This is a genomic window from Mycobacterium sp. E1747, assembly GCF_001667775.1.
GTDB lineage: Bacteria > Actinomycetota > Actinomycetes > Mycobacteriales > Mycobacteriaceae > Mycobacterium.
In genome coordinates this window covers 11,930-28,041 of sequence record NZ_LZJI01000065.1, presented here as the reverse complement: position 1 = coordinate 28,041, position 16,112 = coordinate 11,930, and the positions used below count along the sequence as shown (strand labels likewise).

Sequence of the window (16,112 nt, the reverse complement as noted above, 5' to 3'; positions counted from 1 at the left end):
GCATGCTCATGCGAACGCCCTTGCCCCGGTTCAATATTCGGCTGCTGGCCAGGAAGAAGAGCATCCCGGTCGCGGGCTTGGCCACGTTGGGGGCGCTCTGCAGGATGCGGCCGCGCTTGCGCAGCACCTTGATCAGCCGGCGCCGCTCGCGCCACGTCGCGAAGGTGGACGGCAGCGCCCGCGACCGGAAGCGTTCACCGTCGAGTTTGTCGATGGCCGCATCCATCCCCGACATGCCGAGCACCCCGGCGTCGAGCGCTTCGTCGAGCAGGCTCGCCATCCGCTCCACTTCGGCGTCGGTGGGCCGGACGGCGGCGTCGGTGGCCCGGTCGAGACCCATCACCGCGGCCCGCAGGTCCGAATGGCCAAGCAGTGAGCCGATATTCGGCCCGAGTGGCAGGGCGTCGATCGCCTTGATGTATTCCGCCGCGCAGGACCAGCTCTTGTTCTGCAAAGCGCCGTAGACGTATTCGCGGGGCACGGCCTCCACGCGGCTGAACAGGTCGGCGGCGTCCTCGGAGTTGGCGTAGACGGTGGACAGCGAGCAGTTCCCCAGCAACACGGTGGTGACACCGTGGCGCACGGACTCCCGCAGGCCCGGGTCCAGCAACACCTCGGCGTCATAGTGCGTGTGCACGTCGATGAAGCCGGGCACGACCCACTTGCCCGCCGCGTCGATCACGTCGGGGCAACCCGTTTCGTCCAGTGGGCCGTCGGACACCGTGGCCACCACGCCGTCGCGGATGCCCAGCGTGCGGGCCTGCGGTGCACGGCCGGTGCCGTCGAACCACAGCCCGTCGCGAATGATCACGTCGTACGCCACTTTTGCCTCCAGTCGTCGTGGTGAAACAGACCGTAACATAGATAGCAAGCGCTCGCAATCTTTTTTGGAGATCGGTGCGCGCTCCCCTGACCAGGGTCGAAGCGGCTCAGCTTGTCGGCGGGCAGGGCCAATGGATCGGGAACCGGCACAGCCGGCGGCGCGTCGGCCACCGGAATTCGCCACCGGGGCGGGGAAGGCGCGGGCTACGCCGAGGGGCGAAACACCCTGCCGCGCAATATCACCAGGTCCGGGCGGCGCAGGACGGCCGGGCCCGAGCGCGGGTCGTCCGAAAAGCACACCAGGTCCGCGGACGCGCCGTGCTCGAGGCCGGGGCGGCCCAACCAGCGGCGGGCGTCCCAGCATGCCGCGCCCAACGCCTCACCTCCGGTCATCCCGATGCCCTTGAGCGCCTCGACCTCGTCGGCAATGCGCCCGGGAGCGACCATGGTGCCCGCGTCACTGCCGGCGTAGATCGGCACGCCGGCGTCGCGGGCCGCGGCGAGCCGGCCTGGGCCGCGGGCATGCAGGTCACGCATGTGGGCGGCGTAGGCCGGGTACTTCGCGGCGGCGGCGTCGGCGATGCCGGGAAAGTTCTCGACGATGTTGACCAGCGTGGGAACCAGGACGGTGCCGCGCTCCACCATCAGCTCGATGGTGTCGTCGGTGAGGCCGGTGCCGTGCTCGATGCAGTCGATGCCGGCGTTGATCAGGCCGGGCAGCGCGTCCTCGCTGAAGACGTGCGCGGTGACGCGGGCGCCGTGCGCGTGCGCGGTCTCGATGGCGGCCTTGAGCACGTCGTCAGACCACAACGGGGCGAGGTCGCCGACGCGGCGATCGATCCAGTCGCCGACCAGCTTGATCCACCCGTCCCCGCGGCGCGCCTCCTCGGCGACCGCCGCGGGCAGCTGCGACTCGTCTTCCAACTCGCGGGAGAAGCCCGCCGCGTAGCGCTTGGGCCTGGCCAAATGTTTCCCGGCCCGGATGATGCGGGGCAGGTCGTCGTGGTCGTCGAGGGTACGGGTGTCCGTGGGTGAGCCGCAGTCTCGCAACAGCAGCGCACCGACGTCACGTTCGATCTCGGCTTGGGCAATCGCGTCGTCGAGCGGGATCTCCCCGCGCTCACCGAGGCCGACATGACAGTGGGCGTCGACCAGGCCGGGCAGAATCCAGCCGCCGTCGAAGACGGTGTCGGCGCCGGCGACCGGTTCGGTGCTGATGCGGCCGTCGACGATCCACAGCTCGGTCGGGGCTTCCTCCGGGAGCCCGACACCACGCACGTGCAGGCGCACGGCGGGCTAGTTCTTGCCCGGGAACTTGAGCTTGGACAGGTCGAAGTCCGCCAGCCCGGGCGGCAGCTCGTTGAGGCCCTCGGGCATCTGCGACAGGTCGGGGAACCCGGCCGGCATGCCCGGCATCCCGGCGCCGAGTGGGTTGCGCACCTTGGGCGGAGTGGGGCCGCGTCCGCCCTTCTTGCCCTTCTTGCCTTTGCCGCCCTTGGCCTTTCGCGTCGCCGATTTGCGGCCCATGCCGGGGATGCCCATGCCGCCGAGCATCGACGACATCATCTTGCGGGCCTCGAAGAAACGGTCGACCAGCTGGTTGACGTCGGAGACCGAGACGCCGGACCCGTTGGCGATGCGCAGCCGCCGAGAGGCGTTGATGATCTTCGGGTCGGCCCGTTCAGCGGGCGTCATGCCGCGGATGATGGCCTGCAGGCGGTCGAGTTGCTTGTCGTCGACCTGGGCCAGCGCTTCTTTCATCTGCCCGGCCCCGGGCAACATGCCCAGCAGGTTGCCGATCGGACCCATCTTGCGGATGGCGAGCATCTGCTCCAGGAAGTCCTCGAGCGTCAGCTCGCCGGTGCCGATCTTGGCGGCGGCGGCTTCGGCCTGCTCGGCGTCGAAGACCTGCTCGGCCTGTTCGATCAGGCTCAGCACGTCGCCCATGCCCAAGATGCGGCTGGCCATCCGGTCCGGGTGGAAGACGTCGAAGTCCTCCAGCTTCTCGCCGGTGGAGGCGAAAAGGATTGGGACGCCGGTCACCTCGCGGACCGACAACGCCGCGCCACCGCGGGCGTCGCCGTCGAGCTTGGTCAGCACGACGCCGGTGAAGCCGACGCCCTCGCGGAAGGCCTCCGCGGTGGTGACGGCGTCCTGCCCGATCATCGCGTCGAGCACGAACAGGACCTCGTCGGGGTTGACGGCGTCGCGGATGGCCGCGGCCTGGGCCATCAGCTCCTCGTCGATGCCCAGGCGCCCCGCGGTGTCGACGATCACGACGTCGTGGTGCTTGGCCCGGGCTTCGGCGAGACCGGCAGCGGCCACCGCGACCGGGTCGCCGGGCCCCGATTCGGGGGACTCGCCGGGATGGGGAGCGAACACCGGGACGCCGGCGCGCTGGCCGACGACTTGCAGCTGGTTCACCGCGGCCGGCCGCTGCAGGTCGCAGGCCACCAGCAGCGGGGTATGCCCCTGACCGCGCAGCCAGGCGGCCAGCTTGCCGGCCAGCGAGGTCTTACCCGAACCCTGCAGACCGGCGAGCATCACCACCGTCGGCGGCGTCTTGGCGAAGGCCAGTTGGCGGGTCTCGCCCCCCAGGATGCCGATGAGCTCTTCGTTGACGATCTTGACGACCTGCTGCGCCGGGTTGAGCGCACCGGAAACCTCGGCGCCCCTGGCGCGGTCCTTGATCCGGGTGACGAACGCCCGCACCACCGGCAACGACACGTCGGCTTCCAGCAGCGCCAGCCGGATCTCGCGGGTGGTGGCCTCGATGTCGGCGTCGGTCAGGCGACCCTTTCCGCGCAGCCCTGCCAGGGCACCGGTCAACCGGTCGGAGAGCGATTCAAACACCCCGCCAGCCTAGTGGTTGCGCGAGTCCACCACGCTGCGGGCGCTTTCGTAGCGCGAGTGTGCGGCTGGGCGCACACTCGGCGTTCGAATGTGCGGCTAGCCGGGCGCTCGGCGCTTTGGAAGGGCTTGACGGCTCGCCGGCAGCGAAGAAAAGTCAGCTCATGCTCGAGGTGATCGACAAAGGATCTTGCACGCGCGACCATCCGGTGCCGCTGCTCTTCGTGCACGGCGGCTGGCACGGCGCGTGGTGCTGGGAGCACTTCCTGGACTTTTTCGCCGAGGCGGGCTACCGCGCGGTGGCGGTGAGCCTGCGCGGGCACGGCGGCAGTCCGACGGCGAAGCCACTGCACAAGGTTTCCATCGTCGACTACATCGAGGACGTCGGTTCGGTGGCCGACGAACTCGGCGGCGGGCCGGTGCTGATCGGCCATTCGCTGGGCGGCTTCGTCATCCAGCGCTACCTCGAAGAGCGCAGCGCGCCGGCGGCCGTGCTGGTGGGCTCCGTGCCGCCGCAGGGCGTGCTCACCTTGGCGTTGCGGGTCTGGCGCCGCCGGCCGTCGATGACCATGGAAGCCTGGAGCGATCGCACGCTGCTGAAATTCCTCGCCACCCCGGCGCTGGCCCGCGAGTACCTGTTCTGCGCCGACACGCCGGAGGCCATCGTCGAATCCTGCAGGCAACGCGCCGGAGCCGAGAGCGTCCGGGCCGCCATGACCGATCCGGTGCTCCGCCGCGTCCGAACCCGGCGGGTGAGAACCCCCATCCTGGTCCTGGGCGCCGAATACGACGGGTTCGTCAGCATCGGCGAGGTGCGCGCGACGGCGCGCGCATACCGGACCGAGCCGCATTTCTTCCCGATGGGACACAACATGATGCTCGAGCCCGGCTGGCCTGACGTCGCCGAACGCATCCGCGGGTGGCTGGCGGCGCGCGACCTGGCGGGCCGGGCGCCCTAACCCCGCACGAGTCGTTACCGCGCCGAAAAGCGTTGGCGTGCTAGATTTCACAGCCATCACCTAATCAGGCTGACCACACCGAAACTACGACCTCCGGGGGGAAATGTCCGTGCAACCGGTCGCTCGCACGGAGACCTCCGTCGACGACAGCGGCGGCCGGGCGCTGCGCGGATGGCAGCGCAGGGCGCTGGTCAAATACCTGGCCGGCCAACCGCGGGATTTCCTGGCCGTGGCGACCCCCGGATCCGGGAAGACGACGTTCGCGTTGCGGGTGGCGGCCGAACTGCTGGGCCAGCGCGCCGTCGAGCAGATCACCGTCGTGGTGCCCACCGAGCACCTCAAGGTGCAGTGGGCGCAGGCCGCGGCGCGGCACGGCATCGCGCTGGATCCCAGGTTCTCCAACTCCAACGCCCAGATGTCGGGCGAATACCACGGCGTGATGGTCACCTACGCACAGGTCGCCGCGCACCCGACGCTGCACCGGGTGCGCACCGAGCAGCGCAAGACGCTGGTCGTCTTCGACGAGATCCACCACGGCGGCGATGCCAAGACGTGGGGTGACGCCATCCGCGAGGCCTTCGGCGATGCCACCCGCCGGCTCGCCCTGACGGGCACGCCATTTCGCAGCGACGACAGCCCCATCCCGTTCGTGGACTACGAATCCGGAGCCGACGGGGTGCGGCGTTCGCGGGCCGACCACACCTACGGCTATGCGGAGGCCCTCGCCGACGGGGTGGTCCGGCCGGTGGTGTTCTTGGCCTACTCCGGGGAGGCGCGCTGGCGGGACAGCGCCGGCGAGGAGCACGCCGCGCGGCTGGGCGAGCCACTGACCGCCGAGCACACGGCGCGGGCCTGGCGCACGGCGCTCGACCCGGCCGGCGAATGGATGCCCGCGGTGATCGCGGCCGCCGACCAAAGGCTGCGCCAGAAACGCGAGCATGTGCCCGACGCCGGCGGCATGATCATCGCCTCCGACCGCACGGCGGCCCGCGCGTACGCCGCCCTGCTGACGAGGCTGACCGCGGAGGCGCCGACGGTGGTGCTGTCCGACGACCCCGGGTCGTCCGCCCGCATCAGCGAATTCGCCGCCGGCACCAGCCGGTGGCTGGTCGCGGTGCGAATGGTTTCCGAGGGCGTCGACGTCCCGCGGCTCTCGGTCGGCATCTACGCCACCAGCGCGTCTACGCCGCTGTTCTTCGCGCAGGCCATCGGCCGGTTCGTGCGGTCGCGCCGCGCCGGGGAGACGGCGAGCATCTTTCTGCCCTCGGTGCCCAACCTGCTGCAGCTCGCCAGCGAGCTGGAGGCCCAACGCAACCACGTGCTCGGCGAGCCGCATCGCCCGGCCGAGGACCCCCTCGACGGTGACCCGGCCACCAGGACGCAGACCGAGAAAACCGAAACCGACAACGGCTTCACCTCGTTGGGCGCCGACGCGGAGCTGGACCAGGTCATCTTCGACGGGTCGTCGTTCGGCACCGCCGCCCCGGCCGGCAGCGATGAGGAGGCCGACTACCTGGGCATCCCGGGCCTCCTCGACGCCGAGCAGATGCGCGCACTGCTGCACCGCCGCCAGGACGAGCAGCTGCAGCGACGGGCGGCGCAGGGCGCGCCGGCCGCGGTATCCGCGGCCCCCACGTTGCACGGCCAGCTACGTGACCTGCGCCGCGAGCTGAACTCCCTCGTGTCGGCCACCCACCACCGCACCGGCAAGCCGCACGGCTGGATTCACAGCGAACTTCGCCGTCGTTGCGGGGGGCCGCCGATCGCCGCGGCGACCCGCGAACAGATCCAGGCCCGGATCGAGGCCTTGCGGCGCCTCAACGCCGAGCACTCCTGAGGCGCTGGACGCCTCTAGTCCCCGACCGGCTCTTGAAGCACTTCGACCGCGGGGCCACCCAACACGGCGAGCAGATGTTCCTCGATCACGGCTCGCGCGTCGTGCTCGGCGTCCGCCGGCACCGACACGCAGAAGACGTCCGCCGCCGTCGAGCCGAACGTGTTGACCTTGGCCCAGACGATGTCCGCCCCGGCCTGTTCCAGTGCGCGGGTCAGCAGCGCCAGCAGCCCCAGCCGATCCATGGCGCGGACTTCGAAGACCAACTGGCCGGCGGTCGCCGCGTCGAGCCACAGGATGCGCGGCGGTGCGGTCGATCGGGTGACGGGCACCCCGGCCTGAATCTCCCCGGCCCGCGCGGTCGCTGCGCTGATCGCGTCGCTGTCCCGCTTTTCCAGCGTACCGAGGATGTCGAGGTCACCGGCCAGGGCTCCGTTGAATTGTTGTCGCAGCAAACCCGATTCGGGCGGCGAGCCGAACACCGGCGACACGACGAACTCGACGATCGCGACGCCCTCGTCAATGTTGGCCAACGCCGAATGGATTCGCAGCGAGTTCAGGGCCAGCACCGCAGCGGCTTTCGAGACGAGCCCCCGCTGGTTGGGCGCGATCATCACCGCGGTCAGGCGCTCGCGCTCATTGGGCTTGATCTCCACGTGCACACCCCGGTCGGCCGCCAGCGAAAGATAGTGCGGTGCAACCGGTTCCGCCTCGGGAAGCCGCTCTCCCGCCATCACCAACCGGCAGCGGCGGACCAAGTCTTCGATCAGAGACGCCTTCCAGTCGCTCCATACCCCTGGCCCGGTGGCCTTGGAGTCGGCCTCCGCCAGCGCGTGCAGGAGCTCGAGCAGGTGCGGGTCGCCCTCTAGGGCGGCGGCCACCGCCTGGATGATCTCGGGGTCGTTGAGGTCACTTCGGGTGGCCGTCACGGGCAGCAGCAGATGATGGCGGACCATGCCCGCGAGCGTGGCGGTGTCCTCGTCGGAGAGGCCCAGCCTGTTGGCGATGGGGATGGCCAGTTCGGCGCCGAGCACGCAGTGGTCGGTACCGCGCCCCTTGCCGATGTCATGCAGCAGCGCGCCGAGCGCGAGCAGGTCCGAGCGCGCCACCCGCGTGGTGAGCGGCGCGGCGTTGACCGCGGTTTCGACGATGTGCCGGTCGACGGTCCACTTGTGCGAGACGTCGCGCGGCGGCAGGTCGCGCACCGCATCCCATTCCGGAAAGAGGCGTCCCCACAACCCGGTGCGGTCCAGCGACTCGATCGTGTCGATCGCCGTGGGCCCGGCCAAGAGCACCACCAGCAGGTCATCCAGCGCCTCCCGCGGCCATGGCGACGGCAGGTCCGGAGCGCTGTCGGCCAGCCGTTTGAGGGTGCCTGCGGCGATGGGCAGGCCGGTGCCCGCCGACGCGGCCGCCACCCGCAGCACCAACCCGGGGTCGGTCTGGGGTTGGGCGTCGCGGGCGAGCACCACCTCGCCGTCGTATTCGACCACGCCCTCGTCCAGCGGTCGCCGCCTGGGGCGCCGCACCAAAGCCGTCAGCCCGCGCCGGGGCAGCGCGTTCTGCGCGGTTCGCAACCCGGTCTCGGCGTGGTAGGCGATGGTACGACTGGCGCTGGACAGCAAGCGCGACAACGCAAATCGATCGCCGACGCCCAACGCGGCGCTCACCTCGTCGGCGAACTGCGCCAGTAGTTGGTCGCGTCCGCGCCCGGATACCAGATGCAGTTCGGTGCGCACGTCGAGCATCGTCAGATACGCGGCGTCCAGCGATCCGCCCGGCGCGTCCGGATGGCCCATACCGTGGCGGTCGATGAGCTGCGCGACGCCGAGCGCGTCAAGCAGCTGGACGTCGCGCAGGCCGCCGCGACCCGATTTGAGGTCGGGCTCGGCCCGCTGTGCGATCCGCCAACACCGTTGCCAGCGTTGGTATGTCATGGCGACGAGCTCGTCCATGCGGGATCGAATGGCGCTGCGCCACTGGCGTCGCGCCCCGTCGATCAGTTCCGCCGACAATCGCTCGTCGCCGGCGATGTGGCGCGCGTCCAGCATGCCCAACGCCGCGACCAGGTCGCTGTTGGCGACGCCCAGGGCCCCCGACACCGTCCGCACGCTGTGGTCGAGCCGAACGTTGGCGTCCCACAACGGGTACCACAACCCGTCGGCGACCCGCTGCAACACCTCGTCAGACTTGTTGTCGTGCAACAACATCAAATCGAGATCGGAATACGGCAGCAGTTCGCGGCGCCCCAACCCGCCGACCCCGACGATGGCGAAACCGCTGTCGTCGGTGATGCAGATCTCGTCGGCCTTGGCCGCCAGCCACGATTCGTGTAGTTCGAGCCAGGCCTTGCGCAGCTCCGCCGGAGCCAGCTCGCGGCCCTCCGACAGCAGTCGGCGCCGCGAGGCAGCCAAATCGACTGCCCCGCTGGCGCTTCCTGTCCCCGCTTCAGATGACCGGTCGGGGGGGCTTGTCATGCCCTCCCGGCCCGTCCGGCCTGGTTCAGCGATACGCGGCCACGGTCAGAGGGCATCGGTTCCGCGTTCACCCGTGCGCACTCGCACAATGGTTTCCACGGGCGTGACCCAGACCTTGCCGTCACCGATCTTGCCGGTGCGCGCCGCCCGGACGATGCTGTCCACGACCTTGTCCACGATGGAATCGTCGACCACGACCTCGATTCGCACCTTCGGCACGAAATCCACCGAGTACTCAGCACCCCGGTACACCTCGGTGTGGCCCTTCTGCCGCCCGTACCCTTGGATTTCGCTGACCGTCATCCCCAGGACGCCCGCGTCCTCGAGGCTGGTCTTCACGTCATCGAGGGTGAACGGCTTCACGATTGCGGTGACTAGCTTCATGCCTGCTCTGCCTCCACTTTGTCGCCCACTCGATCGCCCTCCAGGCCGTTGCGGTCATCCACGGGAGTCCGCGCCGTCGGAAGGACGGATCCTTGCCCACCGATCGTTCCGAAATCGTACGCGCTTTCCGCGTGCTCAGCCTCGTCGATGCCGGTTGATTCGTCTTCGGCCGCGACCCGCAGCCCGATCGTGTACTTGAGGATCAAGGCCAAGATCAGCGTGACGATGCCCGAGTAGAAGAGGACGGAGAACGCGCCGACCGCCTGCCGCTCCAGCTGGGACCAGCCGCCGCCGTAGAACAACCCCTTCGACACCCCGGTCACGCCGTTGATCGCCGGGGATTCGGGTGCGGCGAGCAGACCCACCAGCAGGGTGCCCGTCAAACCACCGATCATGTGCACACCGACGACGTCGAGCGAGTCGTCGTAGCCGAGCTTGAATTTCAGCCCAACGGCCAGCGCGCAGACGACTCCGGCCACCGCGCCGATCACCAGCGCGCCGAGCACGTTGACCGACGAGCAGGACGGGGTGATCGCGACCAGTCCGGCGACGATGCCCGACGCCGCGCCCAGCGTCGTGGGCTTGCCGTCGCGGATGCGCTCGGTGAGCAGCCAGGCCAGCATGGCCGTGGCCGTCGCGATCGTGGTGGTCATGAAGGTGGTACCGGCCGAACCGTTCGAGCTGGTCGCCGAACCGGCGTTGAACCCGAACCAGCCGAACCACAGCAAGCCGGCGCCGAGCATCACGAACGGCAGGTTGTGCGGTCGGAACAGCGTTGTGGGCCAACCCTTGCGCTTGCCCAGCACGATCGCCAGGGCCAGGCCCGCCACACCGGAGTTGATATGGACCGCGGTCCCTCCGGCGAAGTCGATGGCGTGCAGCTTGTTGTTGATCCAGCCGCCGTGCTCGGACGCGAAGCCGTCCGCCGCGAACACCCAGTGCGCGACCGGGAAGTAGACCAGGGTTGCCCACAGTCCGGAGAAGACCAGCCACGCGGTGAATTTGAGCCGGTCGGCGACCGCGCCCGAGATCAGCGCGACGGTGATGATCGCGAACATCAGCTGGAAGGCGACGAACACGGTGGCGGGCATGGTCCCGGCCAACGGGATGTCGACCTGCGTGACGCCCTTGCTCGAGTCGCCCTTGACGGCATTGCCACCGATCAGCTTCGCCAGGCCCCAGTAATCGGTGGGGTTGCCGACGACACCGCCCTTGCTGTCACCGAACGACATCGAGTAGCCGTAGAGCACCCAGAGCACTGTCACCACGCCCATGGCGCTGATGCTCATCATGAGCATGTTGAGCACGCTTCTGGTGCGCACCATGCCGCCGTAGAAGAACGCAAGGCCCGGCGTCATCAACAGCACTAGCGCGGAACTCGCCAACATCCAGGCGGTATCGCCGGTATCTGGTTGGCCCAATTGCGGGAATGCCACTCGCTCACCTCCGGTCAGGACATGAATGGCCGTCAGGCGACGCCTGTGACCTGATCCAGAACCTTGCGCAATGGTTGTTTCCGCAGTGGGGCCAGTGTGTTTCGGCGGTATTAACGTCCCGCGCGCCGTGTAAGCGGTTCAGCCGAGCAGGGCGTCGACGAAGGCGCCCGGCTCGAACGGCGCCAGGTCGTCGGGCCCCTCCCCCAGCCCGACCAGCTTCACCGGCACGCCGAGTTCCTGTTGGACGCGAAAGACGATGCCGCCCTTGGCCGTTCCATCCAGCTTGGTCAGCACGGCGCCGGTGATCTCGACCACGTCGGCGAACACCCGGGCCTGGGCCAGCCCGTTCTGTCCGATGGTGGCGTCGAGCACCAGCAGCACCTCATCGACAGCTGCGCGCCGGGTTACCACGCGCTTGACCTTGTCGAGCTCGTCCATCAGCCCGACCTTGGTGTGCAGCCGGCCGGCGGTGTCGATCAGCACCACATCGGCGCCCGCGGCGATGCCCTTGTCGACGGCGTCGAAGGCCACCGATGCGGGGTCGGCGCCTTCGGGCCCCCGCACCACCTCCGCGCCCACCCGCGACGCCCAGGTCTGCAGCTGGTCGGCCGCGGCGGCCCGGAAGGTGTCGGCGGCGCCCAGCACGACGCGGCGCCCGTCGGCCACCAGCACGCGCGCGAGCTTGCCGACGGTGGTGGTCTTTCCGGTGCCGTTCACGCCGACGACCAGCAGCACCGACGGGTGGTCGGCGTGCGGCAGGGCGCGGATCGAGCGGTCCATCTCGGGGTGCAGCTCGCGGATCAGCACGTCACGCAGGACGGCCTTCGCGTCGGCCTCGGTGCGCACGTCGCTGCCGGCCAGGCGGGCGCGCAGCTGCGTCATCACCGAATCGGTGACCACCGGGCCCAGGTCGGCGACCAACAGGGTGTCCTCGACGTCCTGCCAGGCGTCCTCGTCGAGATCGCCGCCGCCGATCAGGCCCAGCACGCTGCGTCCCAGCGCGTTCTGCGAGCGGGCCAGCCGGCCGCGCAGCCGCTCCAGCCGGCCCTCCGGCGGCGCGATGGCCTCGATCTCCGGGGCCTCGGGGGCGGCCTCGGGCGCCGGCGGTGGCTCGGGGGTCGACGGCCGCTGGGGAGCTACCGGCGGCGGGGCAACGGTTTCCGGGGCCTCCGGTTCCGGGAGTTCGACCTCGGAGATCGTGCGCCGCGGCGCATCGCGGGGAATGGTGGCGTCGTCGCCCACCGCGGGCAGGCCGGTGGTGTCGAGCCGGTCGGCCTGGGTGGTTTGGCTGAAGGTGATCCCGGAGGAGGCGGTGTAACCGCCCGACCGGTCGATCGCGCCGGGCTCCGGCTTGGCCGTGAAGCTGATCCGGCGGCGGCGATAGCGCACCAGGCCCAGGACCAGCGCGGCGATGACAACCAGGACGGCGACGACCGCGATGGCGATCCAAAGACCTTGCGACACGCTGACATTGTTTCAAGCGGGCCGACGCTCGGCGGGCATCGGGTGTGCGTCCTGGGCGCCGGGTGTGATTCCCGGGCGGAGAAATCGCCGAAATCCCGCCTTCAGTGCACGCGCAAGGCCGTCAGTTCACCCTCGACCATTCCGGAGCGATGTCGGATGCCTAAGAGGAGCCTAGGAGGAGCTGGTGACCAGCTGATCCACCTGCTGCCCACGCATCCGCTGGGAGATCACCGCGGTGATGCCGTCGCCCTGCATGGTCACGCCGTACAGGGCGTCGGCGACCTCCATCGTGGGCTTCTGGTGCGTGATGATGATCAGCTGCGACCGCGCTCGGAGCAGCTCGAACAGGCTGATCAGGCGGCGCAGGTTGGTGTCGTCGAGCGCGGCCTCCACCTCGTCCATGATGTAGAACGGCGACGGCCGGGCGCGGAAGATGGCCACCAGCATCGCCACCGCGGTCAGCGCTTTCTCGCCACCGGACAGCAAAGAGAGCCGGGTGATCTTCTTGCCGGGCGGGCGCGCCTCCACCTCGATGCCGGTGGTGAGCATGTCGTCGGGATCGGTCAGCCGCAGCCGGCCCTCGCCGCCGGGGAACAGCACGGTGAAGACTTCGGAGAATTCGCGTTCCACGTCGACGAACGCGTCGCTGAACACCTGCAGGATGCGAGCGTCGACGTCGGCGACGACATCCAACAGGTCCTTGCGGGCCGCCTTGACGTCCTCGAGCTGGGTGGACAGGAAGTTGTAGCGTTCCTCCAGGGCGGCAAACTCCTCGAGCGCCAGCGGGTTGACCCGGCCCAGCTCCGCGAGCTCCCGCTCGGCGCGTTTGGCCCGCCGCTCCTGGGTGGCCCGGTCGTACGGCATCGGCGCGGGCGCGACCACCTGCTCGCCGCGTTCCCGCGCCTGCTCGAACTCGGCCATCTCCAGCTCGGTGGGCGGCAGGGCCACGTCCGGGCCGTACTCGGCGATCAGGTCGGCCGGCGCCATCCCGAACTGCTCGAGCACCATCTGCTCGAGCTGTTCGATGCGCATCGCGGCCTGCGCGTTGGCCACCTCGTCCCGGTGCAGCGAGTCGGTGAGGGTGGCGACCCGGGCGCTGAGCGCGTTCACCTCGTCGCGCACGGCCGCCATCGCCGTCGCCCGGTCCTGGCGTTCGGCCGCCAGGGCGTCACGGATCTTCGACGCCGACCCGACCACCCGGTCCAGCCGCTGCGCCAGCAGCCGTCCGGCGTCGGCCACCGCCGCGGCGACGGTGGCCGCGCGCAGCCGCGCCTCGCGCGCCTGCTGGGCCCGCAGCCGCGCCTCGCGTTCCGCGGCCGCGGCACGGCGCAGGGAATCCGCTCGTCCGCGGACCGCGTTGGCCCGCTCCTCGGCGGTGCGCACCGCCAGCCGGGCCTCCACCTCGGCGCTGCGGGCGGCCTCGGCCGCCGCGGCGATCCGCTGCCGGACCTCGGCATGGTTGGGCTCTTCGGCCTGAATGTGTTGCGTCTCTTGCGCATTGCGCAGCCGGTTTTCCAGCTGCGTGACTTCTTCGACGGTCTGCGCGCGGCCGGCCTCGAGCTCCTCGCGTTGCCGCAGCAACCGGGTCCACTCATCTTCGGTGGTGCGGGCTTCCTGCCCGAGCCGCCCCAGCTGCTCGTACATCGCCGAGATCGCGGTGTCGGATTCGTTGAGCGCGGCCAACGCCTGCTCCGCGGAGTCCTGGCGGGCGGCCTGCTCGGTCAGCGCGCCGGACAGCGCCGCGGTCAGCTGGGCGACCTGCGATTCCGCGGCGGCCAGCTCGCTGCCGGCCTTGTCGATTTCCGAGGTCACCTCGAGCGTGGAGAGCTTGCGGTCGGAGCCCCCGTTCACCCAGCCCGCACCCACCAGGTCGCCGTCGAGCGTGACCGCACGCAACCGCGGGCGCGCCGCCACCAGCTCGAGCGCCCGATCCAGATCGTCGACCACCGCGACGCCCGAGAGCATCGCTGCGATGGCGCCGCGCAGCCGCTCGGGTGCGTCGATCAGGTCCAGCGCCCAGCGGGCGGAGCCGGGCAGCGCGTCGCGCGACGCGGCCTCGTCGGCGGGCCAATCGCCGAGCACCAGCGCCGCTCGTCCGCCGTCGGCCTGCTTGAGGGCGGCGACCGCGGACCGGGCCGCGCCGAAGCTCTCGGCGGCCAGGGCGTCGGCGGCCGATCCCAGTACGGCGGCCAGCGCTGCCTCGTAGCCGGAGCGGACCTTGACCAGCTTGGCGATCGGCCCGAAAAGCCCTGCCCCGCCGTGGTTTTCGGTCAGCCAGGCCGCGCCGTCCTTGCGCTCCAGCCCGACCGCCAGCGCGTCGATGCGGGCCCGCAGCGAGGCCACCCGGCGTTCGGCGTCGCGCTCGGCGGCCTGCAGTTCGGCGACGCGCGCGTCGGCCAGCCGCAGGGCGGCCACGGTGCGCTCGTGGTGTTCGTCGAGGCCCACCTCGCCCTGGTCGAGCTCGCCGACGCGGCCCTGCACGGTCTCGAATTCCGCCTTGGACTGCTGCGCGCGGGCGGCGGCCTGTTCGATGCGTTCGGACAGCCGCGCGACGCTGTCGTCGATGGACTCGACGCGGGCCCGCATGGTCTCGACCTGGCCGGCCAGCCGCGCCAGGCCCTCGCGGCGGTCGGCTTCGGCCCGCACTGCCGCCAGATGGGCCCGGTCGGCCTCGGCGGCCTCGCGTTCACGCTCGCCCAGTTCGGCGCGGGCGGCCTCGAGCCGCGTGCGCGTCTCGGCGAGTTCGGCCAGCAATTGCCGCTCGGCGACGGCGACCCGCTCGGCCTCGGCTTCCAACGCGTCGGGGTCGGTGTCGCTGGGTGGCGCCGGTTCCACATCGAGATGGTGGGCGCGCTCGCTGGCGATGCGGACCGTCGCGGCCACCCGTTCGGCCAGCGCGGACAGCCCGAACCAGGTGTGCTGCACCGATTCGGCCCGCTGCGAGAGTTCGGCGACCGCCGCCTCGTGCGTGGTGAGCTCCTCGGACGCCACGGTCAGGCGGGCGGCGGCCTCGTCGTGCTCGCGGCGGATGGCGGCCTCCGCCTCGAAGATGGCGTCGCGCTCGGTTTGCCGGTTGACCAGGTCGTCGGCGGCCAGGCGCAACCGGGCGTCGCGCAGGTCGGCCTGGATGGTCTGGGCGCGTCGGGCCACCTCGGCCTGGCGGCCCAGCGGTTTGAGCTGGCGGCGCAGCTCGGTGGTGAGGTCGGTGAGTCGGGCCAGGTTCGCCGACATCGCGTCGAGTTTGCGGAGCGCCTTTTCCTTGCGCTTGCGGTGCTTGAGCACCCCGGCGGCCTCTTCGATGAAGGCGCGACGGTCTTCGGGCCGCGACTGCAGGATCTCGTCGAGCTTGCCCTGCCCCACGATGACGTGCATCTCCCGGCCGATCCCGGAGTCGCTCAGCAGCTCCTGGACGTCCATCAAACGGCAACTGGCACCGTTGATTTCGTACTCGCTGGCGCCGTCGCGGAACATCCGCCGGGTGATCGACACCTCGGAGTATTCGATCGGCAGCGCGTTATCGGAGTTGTCGATCGTGACGGTGACTTCCGCGCGGCCGAGCGGGGCCCGCGACGAGGTGCCGGCAAAGATGACGTCTTCCATCTTGCCGCCGCGCAGGGTCTTGGCCCCCTGCTCCCCCATGACCCAGGCCAGGGCGTCGACGACGTTGGACTTGCCCGAACCGTTGGGTCCGACTACCGCGGTGATGCCCGGCTCGAAACGCAGAGTCGTCGGCGAAGCGAAGGACTTGAAGCCCTTCAGCGTCAGACTCTTGAGGTACACGGCGAGCCAGACTACCGCTCGAATCGTCCGGGTCGGCCGTACCGAGGGGTGTCGGACGGCGCCAAATGCGCCCGTTGTTCACACCTTGACGCACTGGTCACAATGG

10 protein-coding genes are annotated in these 16,112 nt (G+C 70.3%); 2 read left to right on the top strand and 8 right to left on the bottom strand.

Translation table 11 applies throughout. From position 1 onward, the window contains the following. The 3 genes from A5695_RS07220 to ffh form a co-directional block, all read right to left on the bottom strand. Positions 1-862 (bottom strand): amidohydrolase family protein (locus tag A5695_RS07220; RefSeq protein WP_156749502.1); only part of this gene is annotated, 862 nt, incomplete at its 3' end. 164 nt (positions 863-1,026) lie between these two features. Beyond that, complete coding sequence (locus A5695_RS07215; protein ID WP_068079491.1) at positions 1,027-2,112, bottom strand: amidohydrolase family protein; 1,086 nt, start codon at positions 2,110-2,112, stop codon at positions 1,027-1,029. 6 nt (positions 2,113-2,118) lie between these two features. Then, positions 2,119-3,675 (bottom strand): signal recognition particle protein, encoded by a 1,557-nt coding sequence (ffh, locus tag A5695_RS07210; RefSeq protein ID WP_068079489.1) that lies wholly within the window; start codon positions 3,673-3,675, stop codon positions 2,119-2,121. A 161-nt stretch (positions 3,676-3,836) separates the two neighbouring features. On the opposite strand from ffh, the gene A5695_RS07205 reads away from it, so the two are divergent. Together A5695_RS07205 and A5695_RS07200 are read left to right on the top strand one after the other, a co-directional pair. Further along, complete coding sequence (locus tag A5695_RS07205) at positions 3,837-4,631, top strand: alpha/beta hydrolase (RefSeq protein ID WP_068079486.1); 795 nt, start codon at positions 3,837-3,839, stop codon at positions 4,629-4,631. A gap of 103 nt (positions 4,632-4,734) precedes the next feature. Further along, a complete protein-coding gene (locus A5695_RS07200; RefSeq protein WP_068079484.1) occupies positions 4,735-6,468 on the top strand; it encodes a DEAD/DEAH box helicase in 1,734 nt (577 codons plus the stop codon). A 14-nt stretch (positions 6,469-6,482) separates the two neighbouring features. Here the strand turns inward: A5695_RS07200 and A5695_RS07195 are convergent, their stop codons facing one another. The 5 genes from A5695_RS07195 to smc form a co-directional block, all read right to left on the bottom strand. Then, a complete protein-coding gene (locus A5695_RS07195) occupies positions 6,483-8,942 on the bottom strand; it encodes a [protein-PII] uridylyltransferase (RefSeq protein ID WP_082945891.1) in 2,460 nt (819 codons plus the stop codon). Between the two features lie 45 nt (positions 8,943-8,987). Next, the gene (gene glnB, locus A5695_RS07190; RefSeq protein WP_066952569.1) at positions 8,988-9,326 is read right to left on the bottom strand and encodes a nitrogen regulatory protein P-II; all 339 of its coding nucleotides are present in this window, start codon (positions 9,324-9,326) and stop codon (positions 8,988-8,990) included. Then, positions 9,323-10,714 (bottom strand): ammonium transporter, encoded by a 1,392-nt coding sequence (locus A5695_RS07185; RefSeq protein WP_068079481.1) that lies wholly within the window; start codon positions 10,712-10,714, stop codon positions 9,323-9,325. The genes glnB and A5695_RS07185 overlap by 4 nt, the downstream gene beginning before the upstream one ends. A gap of 186 nt (positions 10,715-10,900) precedes the next feature. After that, on the bottom strand, positions 10,901-12,226 hold the full coding sequence (ftsY, locus tag A5695_RS07180; protein WP_068079479.1) for a signal recognition particle-docking protein FtsY: 1,326 nt from the start codon (positions 12,224-12,226) through the stop codon (positions 10,901-10,903). A 171-nt stretch (positions 12,227-12,397) separates the two neighbouring features. Further along, on the bottom strand, positions 12,398-16,006 hold the full coding sequence (gene smc, locus A5695_RS07175) for a chromosome segregation protein SMC (protein WP_068079477.1): 3,609 nt from the start codon (positions 16,004-16,006) through the stop codon (positions 12,398-12,400). Between the last annotated feature and the right edge of the window lie 106 nt (positions 16,007-16,112).

Bases quoted from the DNA above. Each gene is read 5' to 3' on its own strand.
- A5695_RS07195 (WP_082945891.1), bottom strand. From the start codon at position 8,942: ATGACAAGCCCCCCCGACCGGTCATCTGAAGCGGGGACAGGAAGCGCC.
- A5695_RS07200 (WP_068079484.1), top strand. From the start codon at position 4,735: ATGTCCGTGCAACCGGTCGCTCGCACGGAGACCTCCGTCGACGACAGC.
- A5695_RS07205 (WP_068079486.1), top strand. From the start codon at position 3,837: ATGCTCGAGGTGATCGACAAAGGATCTTGCACGCGCGACCATCCGGTG.
- A5695_RS07185 (WP_068079481.1), bottom strand. From the start codon at position 10,714: ATGTTGGCGAGTTCCGCGCTAGTGCTGTTGATGACGCCGGGCCTTGCG.
- glnB (WP_066952569.1), bottom strand. From the start codon at position 9,326: ATGAAGCTAGTCACCGCAATCGTGAAGCCGTTCACCCTCGATGACGTG.